Raw genomic sequence first — 19,433 nt, forward strand, 5'->3', positions numbered from 1 at the left:
CCGAACTCAGAAGTGAAACGCGGTAGCGCCGATGGTAGTGTGGCATTCGCCATGCGAGAGTAGGACACTGCCAGGCACCCAATTAAACAGCGACGTGCACATCACGACGTTGGCCGAGAGGATGACACCTCTGATAATCGGCAAAAGATTTAGCGAAAAGCTAGCCAAATAGCGGAGCGGTAGTTCAGTTGGTTAGAATACCGGCCTGTCACGCCGGGGGTCGCGGGTTCGAGTCCCGTCCGCTCCGCCATTAATTTGAAGGCCTTCCCAATCGGGAAGGCCTTTTTGCTTTTGCGATCCCTTAAGTTTATCCGCTTCAACCTTCTCAATATTTCCTTGGCTGTATCAATTCAATCCCATTCAAGGTCTAAGGCCTGCCTTTTTCGTCCCCTTCATACACCTCAGTAAAACACGCAGAGCCAGACTGTGGTCATGTCGGGGTGAGTCCATTCCACTCTGTGTTTCTGGCGGGCGGGAATATTGATGTGATCGCCCGGGCCCAGTTGTACCGACTGTTGTGCCTGGGTCTGGGGATCGACGAACAGCAGATTGGCCTCTCCTTGCACGACCAGAATCCACTCATGTTCATCTTGATCGTACCACTCTCCCGGTGCCGTCTGATGTCCGTGAGAGAGAATGCGCTCTATCCGCAGGTGGTTGGTACTGACCAGATCCTGAAAGAGTTCGGTAGGCAGTGGCGAGGGAATATCGTTCAGCAGATTGCGTGTGTGCATGGGTTATCTCCCGTCTGGCTGTGCGAATGGGTTCTCTGCAGTATAGAAGTGTGTCCCCTGAGTGAAGGTGATAGCAGTAACAAGCTGGTATGCAAACTTGTGTCCGAACGAGAACGCTTTCCGCCATTTTGATGAAAAAGTCAGGGAATTCGCTGCAATTTCGACAAATTCTTGCTATTTTGCGCGCCACAAACGCAAACGATTTCCTTCACACTTTCAGGACATGTCATGGCAAAGCAAGATATGGCCGCCCAATCAGGGAACGGCGGCTTTTTGGACTCTTATTTTTCCATTTCCGCGCGCGGTAGCAGTGTGCGCCAGGAGCTGTTGGCAGGGCTGACTACCTTCCTTGCCATGGTCTACAGCATCATAGTGGTACCGAACATGCTGGGTGCTGCCGGTTTTGAGCAGGGCCCCGTCTTCGTGGCAACCTGTTTGATCGCCGCCTTCGGCTCCCTGCTGATGGGACTGTGGGCCAAGCTGCCCATGGCTATCGGTTGCGCCATCTCCCTTACCGCCTTTACCGCGTTCAGTCTGGTACTGGGTCAGGGACTGAGCATTCCGGTTGCCCTCGGCGCCATCTTCCTGATGGGTGTGCTGTTTACCCTGATCAGCGTCACAGGCGTGCGCCAGTGGATCCTGGATAACCTCCCCTCCGGTATCGCCCACGGCACCGGCATAGGTATCGGTCTGTTTCTGCTGCTGATCGCTACCAACGGCGTCGGCATGGTGATCAAGAACGAAGGGGCCGGTCTGCCGGTTCAGCTGGGTGAAGTGACCTCCTTCCCGGTAATCATGACGGTACTGGGTCTGGCCGCCATCTTCGGTCTGGAGCGTCGCAAGGTGCCAGGCGGCATCCTGATGGTGATCGTCGCCATCTCTATCTTGGGACTGATTTTCGATCCCAAGGTGACCTGGCAGGGTTTCTTCGCCATGCCGAGCCTGACCGGCGAGAAAGGCTCTCTGGTTGGCAGCATGGATCTGCTGGGCGCCCTCAATCCGGTGGTCATTCCGACCGTACTAGCGCTGGTGATGACCGCCGTATTTGACGCGACCGGCACCATCCGTGCCGTGGCCGGTCAGGCGGGCCTTATCAACGAGCGTGGGCACATCATCAGCGGCGGCAAGGCCCTGACTGCCGACTCCGTCAGCAGCATGGTCGCTGGCGTGGTGGGTGGAGCTCCGGCTGCCGTCTACATCGAGTCTGCCGCCGGTACTGCTGCCGGTGGCAAGACAGGTCTGACCGCTGCGCTGGTCGGCGTGCTGTTCCTGCTGATGATCTTCCTCTCCCCGCTGAGCTATCTGGTGCCAGCCTACGCCACCGCACCGGCGCTGATGTACGTCGGTCTGCTGATGCTGGGCAACGTGACCAAGCTGGACTTCAACGACTCGGTCGATGCCCTCGCCGGCATGCTGTGCGCCGTCTTCATCGTGCTCACCTGCAACATAGTGACCGGCATCATGCTGGGCTTCGTGGCGCTGGTCGTGGGTCGTCTGTTTGCCGCCGAGTGGAAGAAACTCAACGTCGGTACCGTCATCATTGCCGCGGCACTGGTGATCTTCTATGCCGGTGGCTGGGCCATCTAACCCGTCCACTTATTCCGGTTGTAGCGAAGGGCCCTGCGGGGCCCTTTTTCATGGCTGTGAGGCCGCTTACAGTTTCTCGCCCGTTTGCCTCTCGCTGTTTCAGATTGAAACGCCAATGACCTTTCTCCTGTTTCAAATCCGAACCGAACCGGCCGTCATTTTTATCCCGATTTATCCCGTTAGACTGGCTTCATCAACCATTTGCCCACCCGAGCGGTGGCAAGCCAAGGAGTGAGCCATGAAGAAACTGATCAATGCCGTCGATGCCGTGGTCCGTGAACAACTGATGGGGATGGCCGCCGCCCACCCCGAGCTCAAGGTACGTATCGAACCCCACTACATCACCCGCGCCGACTCCCCTGTGATGGGCAAGGTAGCGCTGGTCTCCGGCGGTGGCAGCGGCCACGAGCCGATGCACGGCGGTCTGGTGGGCAAGGGAATGCTGGATGGCGCCTGCCCCGGCGAGATTTTTACCTCGCCGACTCCGGATCAGATGTACGAGTGCGGTCAGGCAGTCGATGGCGGCGCGGGCGTGCTGTTTTTGGTGAAGAACTACACCGGCGACGTGCTCAACTTCGAGACCGCGGTCGAGCTGCTGCACGGCGATGGGGTCAAGGTCGGCTTCTCGCTGATCGATGACGACGTGGCGGTGAAAGACAGCCTCTACACCGCCGGTCGCCGCGGCGTCGCCACCACTGTGCTGTGCGAGAAGCTGGTTGGCGCCGCAGCCGAAGCCGGCTATGACCTGACCCGTTGCGAGGCACTGGCCCGTCGTATCAACAATCAGAGCCGCACCATAGGCGTCGCCATGCACGCCTGTACCGTGCCTGCCGCTGGCAAGCCCTCCTTCACCCTGGCCGACAACGAGATGGAGTTCGGCGTGGGCATCCACGGCGAGCCTGGCATAGCGCGCCGCCCCTTCACCGACCTCAATACCCTGGTGGATGACATGTTCAGCGAGCTTGCTGACAACACCCCCTATAGCCGCACTCTGCGCCACTGGGACAGAGCCTCCGGCAGCTGGCAGGAAGAGCACACCTTTATCGAACCGCTCAACCGGGGCGATCGTGTCATAGCCCTGGTCAACAGCCTGGGCGGCACCCCGATTTCAGAGCTGTATGGCGTCTATGGTCGCCTCGCCACCCTGTGCGAAGAGGCAGGCATCCATCTGGTGCGCAACCTGATAGGCCCCTACTGCACCGCCCTCGACATGACAGGTATCTCCATCACTCTGCTCAAGGTGGACGACGAGCTGATGACCCTGTGGGATGCCCCCGTTCACACCCCCGCCCTGCGTCGCGGCTGCTAAGGAGCCCTTACTCTCATGCTAAGCAAATATCACATCGTCAACTGGCTGCTGGATTGCGAACATATCTTCACCGAGCAGCGTGACTACCTCACGGCGCTGGATACCGACATCGGCGACGGCGACCACGGTCTCAACATGCAGCGCGGCTTTACCAAGGTGGCCGAGAAGTTGCCTGCGGTGGCAGACAAGGATATAGGCCAGGTGCTGAAAACCACCGGCATGACCCTGCTCTCCTCGGTGGGCGGCGCCAGTGGCCCGCTCTACGGCACCTTCTTTATACGGGCCGCGGCCAGCACCGACGCCTGCCAGAGCCTCAGCCTCAACCAGCTGTGCAAAATGCTGAGCGATGGCGTCGAGGGGATCGTCTCCCGCGGCCGCGCCGAGCCGGGCGACAAGACAATGTGCGACGCCTGGTGGCCGGCACTGGCGGCCCTGCAACAGGCGCAGCAGCAAGAGCTACCGCTCAACGATGCGTTGGACAAGGCGGTGGCAGCTGCCGCGGCCGGTACCGAGGCCACCATCCAGATGCAGGCCCGCAAGGGGCGCGCCAGCTATCTCGGCGAGCGCAGCATAGGCCATCAGGATGCTGGGGCTACCTCGACCCTGCTGCTGCTGACCGCCCTGCGTGACAGAGCGAGGTTGTGACATGATCGGAATCGTAGTTGTCTCTCACAGCACCCAGCTTGCGGCCGGATTGAAAGCGCTGGCCGACCAGCTCGGCAGCCCGGCCCGATTGCTGCTGGCGGCCGGGGTCGATGACCCCGACCACCCCATCGGCACCGATGCCATCGCCGTGATGAGTGCGATTGAAGAAGCGGACGACGGTAGCGGCGTGCTGGTACTGATGGACTTGGGCAGCGCGCTGCTCAGCGCCGAAACCGCCCTCGAACTGCTGCCCCCCGAGTTAAGCGCCCGGGTGCGGCTCTGCCCGGCCCCGCTGGTCGAGGGCACGCTGGCCGCCGTGGTGGCGGCCGGTTCCGGCCTGACGCTGGATGAGGTGGCCGCCGAGGCGCTCGGCGCCCTTGGCCCAAAACAGGCGATGCTGCCTGCTAGTGCGGCGCAGGCCGCCACTGAGACAGCCCCCGCTACCGACGACGACTGGCTGCGCTGCGAGGTGGTGGTGGATAACCCCCACGGCCTGCATGTGCGCCCCGCCGCCCGACTGGTGGCCGCCCTCAAACCCTTTGCCGCTGAACTCAAGCTGCAAAAGGGGGACAAAGAGGCCAACCCCCGCAGCCTGACCCGGCTAACCATGCTCAACGTGCGTCAGGGCGACACCCTCGCCCTGCTGGCGCGCGGGGAGGATGCCAACGCCGCACTGACCTGCTTCCAGCAACTGGCCGACGAGCGCTTCGGCGACTGATCGCCGCTTACCAGCCTGTTTCAACGCGCGGCACCGACCGAATGGGCCAGCTGCCGCGCCACTTAAAGACGAAGGACTCCCCGGCACAGCCGCCCCTTCGCCCCTGTTAGTTTCAAAAGAAGTCTTATGAACTAGAGAGAGGGATAGAATATGGACCGCATCATCATCAGCCCCAGCAAATACGTGCAAGGCAACGGGGCCCTCGCCAATATTGGCAACTACGTCAAGGCACTCGGTGCCAAGCCGCTCATTCTGGCCGATGCCTTCGTCGCCAAGCTGGTTGGCGACACGGTTGCCACCAGCTTCCACAGCGTGGGCATCAAGCCCGAGTTCGACTGCTTCAACGGCGAATGCTCCCGCCCCGAGATCGACCGCCTGCTGGCCCGCTGCAACCAGACGCCGTTCGATGTCATCATCGGCATCGGTGGCGGCAAGACGCTGGATACCGCCAAGTCGGTCGCCTTCTACCAGAAGGTGCCAGTGGTCATAGTGCCCACCATCGCCTCCACCGATGCGCCCACCAGCGCGCTGGCGGTCATCTACACCCCAAAAGGGCAGTTCAGCGAATACCTGATGATCCCGACCAACCCCAATATGGTCATCATGGATACCGGCGTCGTCTCCCGTGCCCCTGTGCGGCTGCTGGTCTCCGGCATGGGGGATGCGCTCTCCACCTATTTCGAGGCGCGGGCCAACAAGGTCTCCGGTTGCCAGACCATGGCCGGTGGCGCCTCTACCCTGGCGGCCCTGGCCATCGCCGAGCTCTGTTACAAGACACTGCTGGCCGATGGCTACAAGGCCAAGCTGGCGGTGGAGCAGGGGCTCTGCACCAAGGCGGTGGAGAACATCATAGAGGCCAACACCTATCTGAGTGGTATCGGCTTCGAGAGCAGCGGCCTGGCCGCCGCCCACGCCATCCACAATGGCCTGACCCAGCTCGCCGAGTGTCACCACCTCTACCATGGTGAAAAAGTGGCGTTCGGTACGCTAGTGCAGCTGGTGCTGGAGAACGCGCCGATGGCGGAGATCGAGACAGTACTGGGTTTCTGCCGCTCGATCGGTCTGCCGACCAACCTGCATATGATGGGGGTCAAGGAGCTGGATATGGCGCGCCTGATGGAAGTGGCCAAAGCCTCTACCGCCGAAGGTGAGACCATCCATAACATGCCGTTCAAGGTCACTGCCGAGGATGTGCTGGCGGCCATCGTCACCGCCCACCAGCTGGGGCTGTAACCGCGCCACGGCTGACCTTGCCATATAAAACGGCCCCGCAACTGCGGGGCCGTTTTATATTCTGCGGGCCGGTTGGTAACGGCTCGGGTCGCCGTCAGCCGTGATAGTCGGCGGGGTCGATCTCGAGCAACTTCAGTCGCCGCCAGAGGGTGGTGCGGCTGATGCCCAGGTGCTGGGCCATCTGGCTCACCTGCCCCTTGCAGGCGTGGGCGCAGCGCAAGATGGCTTGCCGCTCTAGCTCCGCCAGTGTGAGCAGCGGTTGCCCCACCACCTCATCCGCTACCAGTTGATAGCCGTGACGGATTGCGGCTGGCAGTGCCTCCGGCGGGATCAGCCCCTGACCGGAATGAAGCAGCGCATGCTCGACCGCGCTGCGCAGCTCCCCCAGATTGCCGGGCCAGGGATAGGCGAGCAGACAATCGAGTGCCGCCGGACTGAACTGGCGCACCGGCTCGCGCCCCTGCGCCGCCAACTGCTGGCTGATCAGGCCCGGCAGATCCGCCGCGCGCTCCCGCAGCCCCGGCAGCCACAGCTCGCACGCCTGCAGGGCGTAAAGCAGCTGACGACCGAACTGTCCCTCCTGCACCCTCTGCTCCAGCGGGGCGCTGCTGGTCGCTATGATCCGCACCTTGAGCGGCAGTATGCGGGCCGAATCGAAGCGCTGGATGCGACCGGTCTTGAGCAGTTGCAGCAGCGCCGCCTGCATGGGGGCAGAGAGGCACTCCACCTGCTCCAGCACGAGCGTGCCGCCGTGGGCCAGTTCGAACTTGCCCGCCCGCTCCTGCCCCGCCTCGTCGGAGCCCATCAGCTCCAGCGCCATCCGCTCGCTCGGCAGCGCCTGACAGTTGAGGGTAATGAGCGGCCCGGCAGCCCGCTCGCTGCCAAAGTGGATCGCCTCCGCCAACTGGGCCTTGCCCACCTCCTCCTCGCCGCGCAGCAGGATCGGCCCCTGGCTCTGGGCCGCCTGCCGGGCGTAGCGCAGCAGCTTGCGCATGGCGCTCGATTCGCCCACCAAGGCGGAGAGTTCAGGCACCGTCTGGCGCAGCTGGTGAATGGCCCGCAGGCGGTCGACCGGGTGAAGCAGGGCGATAAAGCTGACCCCCTCCGGCCCCGGCAACGGCTTTAGGCTCACCAGCGCATTGATAAACTCCCCCTCCTGAGCGCCGAGCCGCTCCAGCGTTACCTCCACATGACTCAGTGGCGTCTGCCCCCTGATGGCCAGCTGCAAGCGCTGGGGCAACAGCAGGTGCTGCTCCAGCGGCTGGCCGAGACAGAGCGCCGGATCGAGCCGCAGCCGGTTGGCCGCCAGCCCATTGAGGTAGCGCAGTCGGCCCTGCGGATCCCAGGCCAGCACGCCGTCATCCATGCCATCGAGCAGGGCGTAGAGCTCGCTCAGGTGGTGCTGGGACTCCTGCATCAGGGTTTCCATCTGCAGCAGATGGGCCAGCTCGCGCCCCGCACTGACGGTGAGCGCCAGATCCCCGGCACTCGCCGCCTCCACCTTGCAGATCAGGGCCATGATGGCGACCTGACGGCCGTTGCTGTTGTAGACCGGGCTGGCACAGCAGTGCCACGGGTGGAGGGTCTGGTTGAAGTGCTGGGGGCCGCTGACGCAGAGCGGCACCCCCTCCAGCGCCGCCAGATTGATGGCATTGGTGCCGATGCGCCCCTCGCTGAAAAAGGCGCCGGGGCCAAACCCCAAAGCCGCCAGCTCGCGCAGGGTGTCGGGGTGGCCGGTCTGGGCCAGCAGGCAACCGCTCTCGTCGGTGAGCAGCAGGGCGCAGGGGCGCCCCTCCATAAATTCGTAGAGATCTTCGAGGGCCATCTCGCCGGTGGTGAGCAGATCCCGTTTGCGCTGGCGCAGGCTCTGCAGGGTCTGTCCCTTGGCGCTGTGGGGCGGATGCCAGAGGGTGGCACTGGTCTGGTGGGCGCAGCGCAGCCAGGAGGCCTGCAGATAGTCAGGCCAGGGCTGCAGTGGCTGAAGGTCAGATGGCATGGTCACAGCAATGTCCGGCAAAAAAGATAAGCCGCCATTTAACCACGCCAGTGCCCCCGATTCAGTGACCTGCCTCAGAGGGTAGGTAATGCCATTCAGGTCATTGGAAACAGAAGAGCCGCCCATAGGGCGGCTCCTGGTATCAGGGACGTCACTCCGCCTTTGGCGGGGCAAGCAGCGGCTCTGCTGCGGCTTGTTCATCTTCTCTCACCCAGGCATCCAGCAGGGTGTAACCCACCGCCAGCACGACCGGGCCGATGAATAGGCCGATAATTCCCATGGTCAACAAGCCGCCGATAACCCCCACCAGTATCAGGATGAGCGGCAAATCCGCCCCTCGTTTGATGAGGAAGGGACGCAGTATGTTGTCCATGGTGCCTGCAAACAGTGACCATACCAGCAGGAAGGTGCCCCAGGTGGTGTCACCGCTCCAGTAGAGATAACCGATACAGGCCAGCAATACAGGGAAGGGGCCGATCTGGGCCACGATCAGCAGGAACATCACCACCACCAGCACCATGGTGTAGGGGATGCCTGCAATCAGCAGGCCGATACCGGCCACGGATGATTGCACCAGAGCGGTCACCACGACGCCCATGGCCACGGCGCGGATCGCCTGGGAGGCGAGCACTGTGGCATTGTCACCGCGCTCGCCAGCAAGGCGGTGGGCGAAGCGGCGAATGCCGGTCGCCACCATCTCACCCGAGTGATAGAGCACGCCGCAGATCCCGACTGTCAGCAGGAAGTGCACGAACAGCAATCCCAGATTGCCTGCCTGGGAGGCGAGCCAGCGGGCTGTCTGACCGAAGTAGGGGGCCAGCTTGGTAAACAGTACCTGACCGCCGCTCGCCAGGATCTGCTGCCAGAACTCATACAGCTTGGTGCCCACCAGAGGGACCTGTTGCAGCCAGAGCAGCTCGGGGGGCGGTGAATGGCTGATGGTGGTGCCCAGATCGATCAGCATGGGAGCTTGCTCCGCCACATTGGCCAGTGCCATGAACAGCGGAATAACAAACATCAGCAGCAGTACCAGCGTCATGAAGAGGGCTGCCAGCATGCGCTTGCCCCACAGCAGGCGCTGTACCATCCGCATCAGTGGCCAGGTGGCTATGGTGATCATGGTGGCCCACACCAGCGCAGGCAGGAAGGGGCGCAGCACCATGAAGCACGAGATGATGAGAATGCTGAGAAACAGCACCCCCAGCGTGATCTTGGCTAAATCCACTTTTTTCATATTCATAACAATCCCTTGTCGGAGCCGGAGCCCCTGGGTAACGGGTCAGAGTTCATGAGTGAGAGTATCCACCAGAGGCCGGCGCTCAACCAGAGCCCCAGGCAACAATAGAGTAGCCACTGGCCCAGAAGAGTGAGTCCTGAGCTGGTCAGCCAGACTGGCAGTGACCACAGCAGCACCCCGAGGGGCAGGCCACCGAGCAGGGTAACCGTCAGCATTCGCAAGTATTGTGTCGGTGCGCGCGCCAAGGGTAGCAGCATGCCGAGCATCAGACCCAGGCTGAACATGGCAAGACCAGCCAGGGCAGAGGATTGGATCCACCAGGCGGCCAGTGCGCAGGCAAAGGTCAGACAGCTCCAGCTCGGTAGCTTTGCTGAAATACCGGATAATCCGGCGTGAATTGCCAGCATCAGCGCGCCCAGCAGCAGTCCTGCCGCCACGTCCGAGAAGAAATGAACGCCGAGCCAGACCCGGGCCAACCCTGTCGTGGCAGCCAGCAAGAGTGCCAACGCTGCGCTGCGCCAGGGATTGGCGGGCCAGCACAGCCTGAGCAGCACGCCCCAGAACAGCAGCGCCGAGGCAGCATGGCCGCTTGGCATGCCAAAGCCCTGTGCACTCTGTTGTGCCAGTGCAGGATCGAGGTGGAAGGGCCTGGGCCAGCCGATACCCTCCTTGACCACGAGCACCATCAGGGCAAGGGTCAGCATGGCCAGCAACAGCTGACGCAGGCGAGGCCAGCCCAGCAGCGGCAGCAGCAAAGGTAACAGGGCAAGCTGAAACGCGCCTGAACCAAACAGATTGCTGGCATCAAGCCAGAGCACGTCAGCACCGAGCCAGCTCTGCAACTGCCGGATCAGCGGGAGCTCTGCCCGGTGCAACTCGTTGCCGTCGGTACTGAAGTCGTGCTGCCACAACACAGGGCTGTCGGGAATGTCGGCCAATCTGGGCGCCAACCAGTCGAGCTGCGCCGGGAAGCGGCGTTGTGCATGTGGCAACTGTGACGGATCGATCAGCCTGGCATTGAGTATTTCCCCGCCGAGGTTGGGGGCCTGCAACAGTGAGACGAAACCCGAGCCTGTTTGTACCCTGATGGGTTGCAGGGCCTGGCAGGCGAACAGGACAGCTCCCTGCCATTGTCCCAATTCACCACTGATCCGGCTTCGCAACCCTGTCTCTTCAAACAGCTCGCGCTGCGCGGCTTGTTGCGGGGTCTCGCCTGCATCTATGTAGCCCCCGGCCAGGCTGTAGCGGGAGGATACTCTGTCCTGCACCAGCAGCAGTTGTTGCTGATGCTTGACCACGCAGACGGCGGCGGTGGGACCGGCTGAGGCTGGCGTTGTCAGCAGCAGGGCACAAAGCAGTAAAAAACAGTAGCGAAACATGGCGCCTGAACTGTGGGTGTGGATGAGCGCAAGGGTCACAGAAATCAGATAGTTGGGCAATGATTTCCTGTCTGGATGCCAGCTAATGGCGGGTTTGGCACCCGGCAGCAAGGCGAGGAAGGATTGCCGTGGGGTGAGGCAGTCCCTAGTATTGGCAGCTATGTTATTTTCATGCAGCAAACCTTGGGACCTTCCATGAAACAGTTTGGTTTTTTTCTGGGCATTGCCATCGGTGTCATCCTGATACTGTTTGGCAGCATCGTTATCTTTCAGGCCTTGCCTGCCGCACTGGATGTGCTGGAGATGCCGAGCCGAATCCCGTTCGTGCGTGAGGTCTACACCTGGCTGATGACCAGTGCCAGCGGCCTGACCGGCCAGCTCGAGCAGAACTTCCTGGAAGCATTCCAGACTGTGCTCAAGCTGATCCTGCTCATCACATTCATGTGGGTCTGCGTCAAGCTGGTCAACATGGGGGTGCTGATCATCCGCGCCGGGGTGGATCTCATCCGCACCGCCATCGAGCACAGCGAAAGCACCCAGGCCAAGAAGTCCGAACACGACAGCCACTTCCAGTAACAGTGCGCTGCAATGAAACAGGCCACCTTCGGGTGGCCTGTTTCATTGCAATCACTCAATAATGGGCATGGGCTCTTTCGTTGGCAATTGCAGTGAATCCTGATAGCTGGCGATCAGCCGTTTGAAGGCCTCTCCTTTTCTGACCTTGTCCAGCGCCAGCTGCAGGCGGGCGACCTGCCGCTTGTCGGCCGCAGGGTTGAAGGCAAAGCAGTTGTCCTGCTCCGCCAGGGTGGCGACGGTGACAAAGGTGTCGGATGGGAAGCCGAGAGCCTTGGCTTGATGGAACAGCATCATTTCGTTGCCCGCCACCAGATCGGTGCGGGCCATGATGAGCTGGCGAACCACCTGCTCCATCCGCTCCACTGACATCATGTTGGCAGTGCTTACCCCCTTGTTCAGCAGCAGTTGTTCCCCTACATCGGCCTGCATGACACCAATCTTCAACTTGGCCAGATCGGCTTTGCTATTGATCTTGGGGGCATCTTGCTTGCGGCCTACCAAGGAAACCCGGGAGTGGCTGATGGGGCAGACCCAGAGAAAGTGGGGGGCTCGTGCTTTGGTGTGTGCTGTTGAGAAGAGCACGGCATCCGGTTGTTGGGTCAGCAGATACCAGGCCTTGGCCCAGGGCATGAAGTGGATAGGTTGTTCCGGTTCCCCCATCTCCTGCCACATCAGCTTCAACAGTTCGACTGCCAGCCCTGTGCTTTTGCCCTGCTCATCAAGGCCATTGAGGGGCATATTCTGTTCGGAATAGTAGGTGAAGGCCGAGACGGGCAGGGGCGCTCCGAGACAGCAGCAGATGATTAGGCTGAGTAGACGTGACATGACGGCACTCCTTGCGAAAAATTATCTTTTCCAGTTTAGGGGGCTATATCGAGAAGTTCATAGTTTCTGCTATCCGGGGGTGATTCGCAGCACAATTACGGAGAGCGGGTGGGAAACCAGACCATCGCATGATGGCCTGTCCGGATTATTTGAGCAGCGCTTCCATCTCTGCTTCGGCGGCTGCGCGGGCCTGTTCGCTCTGTCGGCGTGCCGCGTCGGCCTGAGCTGCCGCATCAAGGGTGGCCTTGCTGCTGCTCACAGCCTGCTTGGTAGATTCGGCCACGGCCTTGTTGACCTGCTGCTGCGCCTTGGCGGTGGCGCTGCTGACGACTTGCTTGGTGGGTTCGGCGACTGCCTTGTTGGCCTGCTGTTGCACCGTGGTGGTAGCGCTGCTGACCGCCTGCTTGGCGGGTTCGGCGATGGCCTTGTTGGACTGCTGCTGTACTGTGGTGGTAGTGCTGCTGACCGCCTGCTTGGCTGGTTCGGCGACGGCCTTGTTGGCTTGCTGCTGCGCCGAGGCTGTGGTGTTGCTGACAACTTGTTTGGTGGTATCGGCGACGGCCTTGTTGGCTTGCTGCTGCGCCGAGGCGGCGGCACTGCTGACGACTTGCTCGGTGGTATCTGCCATGGTCTTGCTGGCGCCTTGCTGTATTGAACCCAGCACATTGCCGAGTACAGAGGTGGTCGCTGCGGCCCCTGTCAGTACCTTGTTGGTATCGGTCAGAGCATTGTTGGCACTGGATAGCGCGGTCGCCGCCGGTTTGGCTTGAGCCTGCCAGCCCTGCATCTCGGTTGGCCAGCTCGGTGTCGCTGTCGCCAGATTTTCGCCAAATACCTGAGGAGTTCCATCCCCCTTGAGCAGCATGACGGACATCTGGTTGGTCTGTGAGTTCCAGACCATGCCGGCCTGCTTGGCTACATCCGGCATGGGGGCATAGCGGGAGACCACGTAGAACAGCGGGCCTTCCTGCTGCAGCTCGTTGGCGGTCTTGAGCAGTTGCATGGTGCTGTCGTAGTTGGGGCCCAGAATACTGGTCATCCGATCCTTGATGATGGGCTGTTCGAACAGATTGGCTTCGTTGGGATCGAAGCCCACCAGGGGTTTGAGCAGCGCCCACATCAGCTGGCTGGTCGGGCTCATCATCAACAGGGGGGCAACGCAGGCGGACAACATCAGGCTCAGGCAGGCCGCCTGGAGCAACGGCATGATACGCATTGGGACAATATCCAAATAACGATTTGATAAATAAGGTTATATTTGTCGATGGCTGACAAATCTACCGGGGTTTTCCTGCGCCGGTTTTGACGGGCGTGGGCAGGCGCTGGCAGGCTATCATACTGGGTTGGGAATGCCAGCCAGCGCTGGGCTTATTAATCAAGTTTGCGCCTGTTATGGTCGCCCGATACTGGTATCGCGCAAGGAGTGATGTCATGAATCGAATCAAGGGTGGGACGGCTTGCCTGTTGCTGGCCATGTTGGGGACGAGCAGCCTGGCGGCCGAACCGGTCAAGGTGACGCGGGCAGAGGTCGGGACCGAGTGGGTGTTGCCATTGGGAGCGCTGCTGGAACGGATTTGCTGGTATCAGGATCAGAAATATTCGCTGGGTGCCCGAATTCAACAGGGGGAACCGCTGGCTGGAGTGTGGCCCGCAAAACGAGCAGTAGACCAATGGCCCACTGGCCTGGCGCTTGCCACCTCAGGTGACGCCTGTGACCAGGGCACAGTCGGATAGCGAGACAATTAGCCTGGGCCAGTGAGGCTTTTCTTGATCCAGCTAAAGACATGGACGTGATCTCTATCGCATAATGCGGCTCTTTCCTTCTCTTGGCTGGGACCTAAGAAATGGCTCGTCGCTCTTCCAATACTCAACGTCGTCGCAGTAACTGGTGGTATAAACGCCTGTTGGTACGGGAACGGGCAGAGCGCGAAGCGCGTTCCGTTCGGGATTGATACAGCATTGAAAACGGAGCCCGGGGCTCCGTTTTTTTATTTACCCTTTCCGCTGCAAGACTCGACGTGCGATGGATTCAGTCGTGGGCGGGTCGCTCTTCCTCCCTTTGCCATATCCAACGTCGTCGCAGTCACTGGTGGTATAAACGCCTGTTGGTACGGGAACGGGCGGAGCGCGAGGGCGCTGTGTTCGGGATTGATACCGTATTGAAAACGGAGCCTGGGGCTCTAATGCCAGTCAGTTAAGAGAATTTGAGTCCCAACCCGCGGGGTATAAGGGCTAAAGAGTGAGGGAGGCATGATGCCTCCCTCTTTTTATTGCATGCCGGTCAGGGCAAGGGTTAGAGCCAAATTGACTCTTTAACCATGGAACCGTTCTTGATATTCAACATCTCGAATATTTAGTCATAAAAGTGCTTAACTGACTGGCATTAAGCCTGGGGCTCCGTTTTTTTATTGCCGTTTCTGCTGCAAAACTCGACATGCCGTGGGCTCAGAATTTATCCCGTGTACTGGGGTTGAAAGAAGGGAGCCCGCCGGCCCCCGTTCTTTTATTGCATCCTAGTCGCTTAGCGTTGCAGCGCAGCCAGTGCCAGCTCCACCCGCTTGGCGTACTCGGGGTCGGCCTGCTCAAGATGCCGGAGCTGGGCGACGACGATGGCGTCATCCTCCACGTTGATGAGGGAGCGTGCCATATTGGCGGCGAGGCGCGAGCGCTGCTCCTCATCCATGATGCGGAACAGCTTGCCCGGCTGGCTGTAGTAATCGCTGTCGTAGTCACGAAAATCGTAGTGCAGGGCAGCCCCTTCCAGACTCAAGGCCGGTTCGTGCTGCTCGCTCGGCTGCAGGGTACCGAAACGGTTCGGCTGATAGTTGGGACTGGCGCCGCCATTGCTGTCGCTGCGCATGGCGCCATCACGATGGGCGCCGTGGTGGAACGGGCAGCGCGGAGCGTTGACCGGTAGCAGACCGTGGTTGACCCCGAGGCGATAGCGCTGGGTGTCGCCGTAGGAGAAGAGCCGTCCCTGCAGCATGCGATCCGGCGAGAAGCCGATGCCGGGCACCACGTTGGCCGGGGTGAACGCCGCCTGCTCCACGTGGGCGAAGTAGTTGTCCGGGTTCTGGTTGAGCTCCAGCACGCCCACCGGGATCAGCGGATAGTCGCTGTGCGGCCACACCTTGGTGAGGTCGAACGGGTGGATCTGGTAGCTCTGAGCGTCGGCCTCCGGCATCACCTGCACATAGACCTTCCAGCGCGGAAAGTCGCCCCGCTCGATGGCATTGAACAGATCGGCCTGGCTGGTCTCTCTATCCTGACCGACGACATTGGTCGCCTCTTCATCTGTGTAGAAGCTGTGGCCCTGCTCGGTCTTGAAGTGGAATTTGACCCAGAAGCGTTCGTTGGCGTCGTTGATAAAGCTGAAGGTGTGGCTGCCGTAGCCGTTCATCTCCCGCAGACTCTTGGGAATGCCGCGATCGCTGAACAATATGGTGACCTGATGCAGGGATTCGGGGTGGCGTGACCAGAAGTCCCAGGCGGCGGTGGCACTGCGCAGGTTGGTGCGCGGATCCCGCTTCTGGGTGTGGATGAAGTCGGGGAATTTCAGCGGATCGCGGATGAAAAAGACCGGGGTGTTGTTGCCCACCAGATCCCAGTTGCCCTGCTCGGTGTAGAACTTGAGGGCGAAGCCGCGTACGTCTCGCTCGGCATCGGCAGCCCCCTTCTCACCGGCTACGGTGGAGAAGCGCAGGAAGACCGGGGTCTGCTTGCCGATGGCGTTGAACAGGTCGGCCTTGCTGAACGCGCTGATGTCGTGGGTCACGGTAAAGGTGCCGTAGGCGCCCGAGCCCTTGGCGTGAACCACCCGCTCGGGAATGCGCTCGCGGTCGAAGTGGGCGAGTTTCTCCATCAACCAGATATCTTGCATCAGCACGGGGCCGCGGGGACCGGCGGTAAGGCTGTTGTTGTTGTCGACGACGGGGGCGCCGTTGGCACTGTGCAGTGTCTTGTCAGTCATGAATGTCTCTCCTTGTTGATAGGGGGTCAGCCTACGGATCCCGCTCCTCATGGGCCAATGGGCCTTTCCTAGCCCTTTGATAGGTATCGCAAATGGGTATTGTGGGGGGATGACCCGGCACTGGTGATGGGGCATGATGAAAGTCAGCCAAAGGAGCCCTATATGCAGATTACTATCCGTCATGCCGAACCCACCGATGCCCCCGCCTTGCGGGATCTCTATGCCATGTCTCATGCTCAGGCCGGTACGCTGCAACTGCCTTATCCAGCGTTGGGGGTCTGGCAGCAGCGGCTGGAAAACAGCGGTGTAGTGGCGCTGGTAGCGGAGGTGGATGGTCTGCTGGTGGGCCAGATCTCATTGCATATGGAGCCCAATCCCAGGCGCAAGCATGTGGCCTGTATCGGTATGGGCGTGCGAGATGACTGGGCAGGGAAGGGCATAGGTTCGGCCCTGCTGGGCGCCGTGCTGGAAATGGCCGACAACTGGCTCAATCTGCGGCGCATCGAGCTCACCGTCTACCGCGACAACGCCGCTGCGCTGGCGCTCTATCGCAAGTTCGGGTTCGAACAGGAGGGGCTGGCTCGCGGTTATGCGTTTCGCCAGGGCGAGTATGTGGATGCGCTCTACATGGCCAGGATCCGCCCGTGATCGACTACCGTCGCAGACTCATCCCTGTGCTGCGGGCGCTGGAGCAGGATCCGGATCTCTCCATCGAGGCGCTGGCGGATCGGGCCTGCCTCTCCCTCTACCATTTTCACCGGGTGTTCACCGCAGTGGCGGGCGAGGCGCCGGGGGAGATGTGTCGGCGCTTGCGCATGCAGCGGGCTGCCTGGCAGCTGTGTTACACGGACGCCAGTGTCACTACCATAGCGCTGGGTGCGGGGTTGGCCAGCTCCCAGGCGTTTGCCAAGGCATTTCGGCGTCACTACGGCTGCACGCCGGGGGCGTTTCGCCGGGACAAGAGCAAGAATGGACACCTGTTGAGCAAGGATGGACACGCCAGCGACCGGCTGCTCCCTTATGCTGAAGACCACTCATCAGCAAGGAGCAACACCATGAAAACCATCGAGATGGATGCCCGCACCCTGGCCTATATTCGCGTCACCGGCCCCTATGGCGAAGGGTATGACCCTGTCTGTGATCAACTGCACCAGTGGGCGAGTGCGCGGGGTCTGGCGCAGGGGGAGTGGATTTTCATCTACCACGACAACCCGGAAGTCACGCCGCCGGCCCAGTGCCGCACCGACATAGGTGTGACAGTGCCGACGGGCACGGTCGGCGCAGGGGAGGTCGAGATCCAGCTTATTCCCGCCGGTCGCTACGCCCAGTCCCGCTATCTCATCACGGACCGCAGTCAGTATGGGTCGCGTTGGCAGGAGCATGTCGGCGATATCGTCGCAGCCGGGTTGGCGTTCGGTGACGGGCCCTGTTTCGAGCTATACCACAGCGTGAGCAATGACCCCTTGCGTGACGACGTCAGCTTCTGCTCCAGCGTTCAACGCTGAGGGGGCCGGGGTCGAGTACAGCAAAACGCAACATTGTGGGTGCAACAACGAGTGCAGCAAAAAGAGGAGCCGATATGGCTCCTCTTTTTGACTTCGTTCTGTGCAATGCCGCTCGCGCCGCGCTGTTAGCCCTGCTTCGGCAGGCGATCCTTGCGCGATTTCCACCACCAGCGCAGGCGTACCTGAGAGATAAGCATGCCTGCCAGCATCAGGGAGCAGCCGACGATAGCCCGCTCATCGAGGATTTCGCCAAGCAGCAGCACACCGCCGATGGCGGCGAATACCGTTTCCAGACTGAGGATGATGGCTGCGTGAGCAGGATGGGCACCGCGCTGACCCACCACCTGCAATGTGTAGCCGACCCCGACCGACACCAGACCGGCGTAAAGCAGCGCCTGCCACCCGGCCACGGCGCCGCTGATAGTCGGCATCTCTATGGTGAAGGCGACGGCCAGGCTGAGCAGGCCGCACACCAGGAACTGCACCCCCGCCAACCGGATCGGCGCGACCCGACTCGAGTAGTGATCCAGCACCAGCAGGTGAATGGCCCAGAACAGGGCGCCAGCGACTTGCAGCAGGTCGCCATAGCCTATGGTGAAGTCCTCGGTCACGCTGAGGTAATAGAGCCCCGCCATGGCGATGAGGGCGCCGACCCAGGTATTGGTCCCTGTCTTGTGACGCAGGGCCAACCCGATCACCGGCACCAGTATGATGTAGAGACCTGTTATGAAACCCGCTTTGGCTGCCGTGGTATAGAGCAGCCCCACCTGTTGCAGGGAGGCGGCACTGAACAGCACGGCTCCGGCGAGCAGGCCCCCGGTCAGCAGCAGGCGACGATCGTCGGACTGGCCCGCGGGCTGGCGAGACTTGAGCCACCACAGCAGTGGCAGCAGGGAGGCGGCGCCGAGCAGGAAGCGCAGGCCATTGAAGGTGTAAGGCCCCATGTGATCCATCCCCAGGCGCTGGGCGACGAAGCCCAGCCCCCAGATGGCGGCGGCCATCAATAACATCATGTTCGAACGCATACGGATTTCATCCCTGAGAAAGTGGCGGGCGCCCATCCTCACGGCGCCAGCCACCAAGATAACCGTCTGCGGGGGGATTTGTCTTTAGCGGCTCGCGAGTTTGGCTCGCCAGGGCTGGCTTATGTGAAGAGAGAACGACTACGCAGGAGCCGTATCACATCAGCTATTGGCGAGGCTGGCCAGCAGAGGGATCAGGGCGAGCAGCAACAGATTGCCGCGCAGGATCCAGATCACCCAGAACTGCTGCTGGATGGAGACCATGGGGGCCCGGCCATGGCGCAGGGAGCGGCGCCAGCGATAGAAGAGGCGGCTGGGGTAGCCGAAACTGATGGCCATCAGGAAAAACAGCAGCAGTTTGGTGCGATAGCCTGGGTTGGCGAGCAGTATTGCGGGTTGGTCCGGGTGAGCGAGCACTTGCAAGACACCCGTGATGAAGATGAGAAGCAGGGCCAGCGCTGCCAGACCATCGGCCAGCAACAGCTTGCGTACCTGCTCGATGGACATGCCGCGCCGGAACAGGAAATACTCGGAAGTGATCGCCCCTGTCAGGGTGATCACGGCGCAATAGTGCAGCGCCATCAGCAGGTTTGTGTTCAGCATCCGTTGCAGACCTTTCTGATTAATAACATAGTGCGCTTCCTTTTGGACGCCATCCGGTCGGGCTGATATTCTGACATTACATCATGTCTGGTGG

At 61.2% G+C, this 19,433-nt stretch carries 17 protein-coding genes, 1 tRNA gene and 1 pseudogene; 10 read left to right on the plus strand and 9 right to left on the minus strand.

All coding sequences use genetic code 11. The features are described 5' to 3' along the window. The first annotated feature begins 173 nt into the window (after nucleotides 1-173). Nucleotides 174-250, plus strand: a tRNA-Asp gene (locus tag GWQ31_RS17875). Nucleotides 251-401: 151 nt separating this feature from the next. Here the strand turns inward: GWQ31_RS17875 and GWQ31_RS17880 are convergent. After that, the gene (locus GWQ31_RS17880) at nucleotides 402-734 is read right to left on the minus strand and encodes a cupin domain-containing protein (RefSeq protein ID WP_021139898.1); all 333 of its coding nucleotides are present in this window, start codon (nucleotides 732-734) and stop codon (nucleotides 402-404) included. A 228-nt stretch (nucleotides 735-962) separates the two neighbouring features. On the opposite strand from GWQ31_RS17880, the gene GWQ31_RS17885 reads away from it, so the two are divergent. The 5 genes from GWQ31_RS17885 to GWQ31_RS17905 all read left to right on the plus strand — a co-directional run bounded on the left by GWQ31_RS17885 (nucleotide 963) and on the right by GWQ31_RS17905 (nucleotide 6,226). After that, nucleotides 963-2,321, plus strand: a complete 1,359-nt coding sequence (locus GWQ31_RS17885; protein ID WP_265453364.1) for an NCS2 family permease — start codon at nucleotides 963-965, stop codon at nucleotides 2,319-2,321. A gap of 238 nt (nucleotides 2,322-2,559) precedes the next feature. Continuing rightward, nucleotides 2,560-3,630 carry a dihydroxyacetone kinase subunit DhaK gene (gene dhaK / locus GWQ31_RS17890; protein WP_265463333.1) on the plus strand — a complete coding sequence of 357 codons (1,071 nt, stop codon included), beginning with the start codon at nucleotides 2,560-2,562 and terminating at the stop codon, nucleotides 3,628-3,630. Between the two features lie 15 nt (nucleotides 3,631-3,645). Continuing rightward, on the plus strand, nucleotides 3,646-4,275 hold the full coding sequence (dhaL, locus tag GWQ31_RS17895) for a dihydroxyacetone kinase subunit DhaL (RefSeq protein WP_265422324.1): 630 nt from the start codon (nucleotides 3,646-3,648) through the stop codon (nucleotides 4,273-4,275). Nucleotide 4,276: 1 nt separating this feature from the next. Continuing rightward, nucleotides 4,277-4,993 carry a dihydroxyacetone kinase phosphoryl donor subunit DhaM gene (dhaM, locus tag GWQ31_RS17900; RefSeq protein WP_275909941.1) on the plus strand — a complete coding sequence of 239 codons (717 nt, stop codon included), beginning with the start codon at nucleotides 4,277-4,279 and terminating at the stop codon, nucleotides 4,991-4,993. Between the two features lie 150 nt (nucleotides 4,994-5,143). Then, nucleotides 5,144-6,226: a glycerol dehydrogenase gene (locus GWQ31_RS17905; protein ID WP_275909942.1), complete on the plus strand. Its 1,083-nt coding sequence runs from the start codon at nucleotides 5,144-5,146 to the stop codon at nucleotides 6,224-6,226. Nucleotides 6,227-6,320: 94 nt separating this feature from the next. Here the strand turns inward: GWQ31_RS17905 and dhaR are convergent, their stop codons facing one another. The 3 genes from dhaR to GWQ31_RS17920 all read right to left on the minus strand — a co-directional run bounded on the left by dhaR (nucleotide 6,321) and on the right by GWQ31_RS17920 (nucleotide 10,838). After that, entirely contained in the window at nucleotides 6,321-8,222 is a 1,902-nt protein-coding gene (gene dhaR, locus GWQ31_RS17910) for a dihydroxyacetone kinase operon transcriptional regulator DhaR (protein ID WP_275909943.1), read from the minus strand. Nucleotides 8,223-8,373: 151 nt separating this feature from the next. Beyond that, the gene (ydiK, locus tag GWQ31_RS17915; RefSeq protein ID WP_275909944.1) at nucleotides 8,374-9,462 is read right to left on the minus strand and encodes an AI-2E family transporter YdiK; all 1,089 of its coding nucleotides are present in this window, start codon (nucleotides 9,460-9,462) and stop codon (nucleotides 8,374-8,376) included. Beyond that, nucleotides 9,459-10,838 (minus strand): phosphatase PAP2 family protein, encoded by a 1,380-nt coding sequence (locus tag GWQ31_RS17920; RefSeq protein ID WP_275909969.1) that lies wholly within the window; start codon nucleotides 10,836-10,838, stop codon nucleotides 9,459-9,461. The genes ydiK and GWQ31_RS17920 overlap by 4 nt, the downstream gene beginning before the upstream one ends. Nucleotides 10,839-11,033: 195 nt before the next feature. Here GWQ31_RS17920 and GWQ31_RS17925 point away from each other — a divergent pair, with 195 nt between their 5' ends. After that, on the plus strand, nucleotides 11,034-11,414 hold the full coding sequence (locus tag GWQ31_RS17925) for a hypothetical protein (RefSeq protein WP_005316659.1): 381 nt from the start codon (nucleotides 11,034-11,036) through the stop codon (nucleotides 11,412-11,414). A gap of 51 nt (nucleotides 11,415-11,465) precedes the next feature. On the opposite strand, the gene GWQ31_RS17930 is transcribed toward GWQ31_RS17925, so the two are convergent. Further along, nucleotides 11,466-12,239 (minus strand): transporter substrate-binding domain-containing protein, encoded by a 774-nt coding sequence (locus GWQ31_RS17930; RefSeq protein ID WP_099991444.1) that lies wholly within the window; start codon nucleotides 12,237-12,239, stop codon nucleotides 11,466-11,468. Between the two features lie 145 nt (nucleotides 12,240-12,384). Further along, nucleotides 12,385-13,455: a hypothetical protein gene (locus tag GWQ31_RS17935; RefSeq protein WP_275909945.1), complete on the minus strand. Its 1,071-nt coding sequence runs from the start codon at nucleotides 13,453-13,455 to the stop codon at nucleotides 12,385-12,387. A 215-nt stretch (nucleotides 13,456-13,670) separates the two neighbouring features. Here GWQ31_RS17935 and GWQ31_RS17940 point away from each other — a divergent pair. Further along, nucleotides 13,671-13,998 (plus strand): annotated as a pseudogene (locus GWQ31_RS17940) (DUF1496 domain-containing protein). Between the two features lie 762 nt (nucleotides 13,999-14,760). Here GWQ31_RS17940 and GWQ31_RS17945 read toward each other — a convergent pair. Continuing rightward, nucleotides 14,761-16,209, minus strand: coding sequence for a catalase (locus GWQ31_RS17945; RefSeq protein ID WP_099991446.1), 1,449 nt, complete (start codon nucleotides 16,207-16,209; stop codon nucleotides 14,761-14,763). A 162-nt stretch (nucleotides 16,210-16,371) separates the two neighbouring features. Here GWQ31_RS17945 and GWQ31_RS17950 point away from each other — a divergent pair, with 162 nt between their 5' ends. Beyond that, on the plus strand, nucleotides 16,372-16,857 hold the full coding sequence (locus GWQ31_RS17950) for a GNAT family N-acetyltransferase (protein ID WP_265434483.1): 486 nt from the start codon (nucleotides 16,372-16,374) through the stop codon (nucleotides 16,855-16,857). Continuing rightward, nucleotides 16,854-17,714 carry an AraC family transcriptional regulator gene (locus tag GWQ31_RS17955; protein WP_265434484.1) on the plus strand — a complete coding sequence of 287 codons (861 nt, stop codon included), beginning with the start codon at nucleotides 16,854-16,856 and terminating at the stop codon, nucleotides 17,712-17,714. Before GWQ31_RS17950 ends, GWQ31_RS17955 begins: the two co-directional genes overlap by 4 nt. A 125-nt stretch (nucleotides 17,715-17,839) precedes the next feature. On the opposite strand, the gene GWQ31_RS17960 is transcribed toward GWQ31_RS17955, so the two are convergent. Beyond that, nucleotides 17,840-18,739 carry a DMT family transporter gene (locus GWQ31_RS17960; protein WP_275909946.1) on the minus strand — a complete coding sequence of 300 codons (900 nt, stop codon included), beginning with the start codon at nucleotides 18,737-18,739 and terminating at the stop codon, nucleotides 17,840-17,842. Between the two features lie 159 nt (nucleotides 18,740-18,898). After that, nucleotides 18,899-19,339 (minus strand): DUF2214 family protein, encoded by a 441-nt coding sequence (locus GWQ31_RS17965; protein ID WP_169046955.1) that lies wholly within the window; start codon nucleotides 19,337-19,339, stop codon nucleotides 18,899-18,901. Between the last annotated feature and the right edge of the window lie 94 nt (nucleotides 19,340-19,433).

The sequence above is a fragment of the Aeromonas sp. 2MA4 genome (assembly GCF_029237305.1).
In the GTDB taxonomy this organism is placed as follows: Bacteria; Pseudomonadota; Gammaproteobacteria; order Enterobacterales; family Aeromonadaceae; genus Aeromonas; species Aeromonas salmonicida.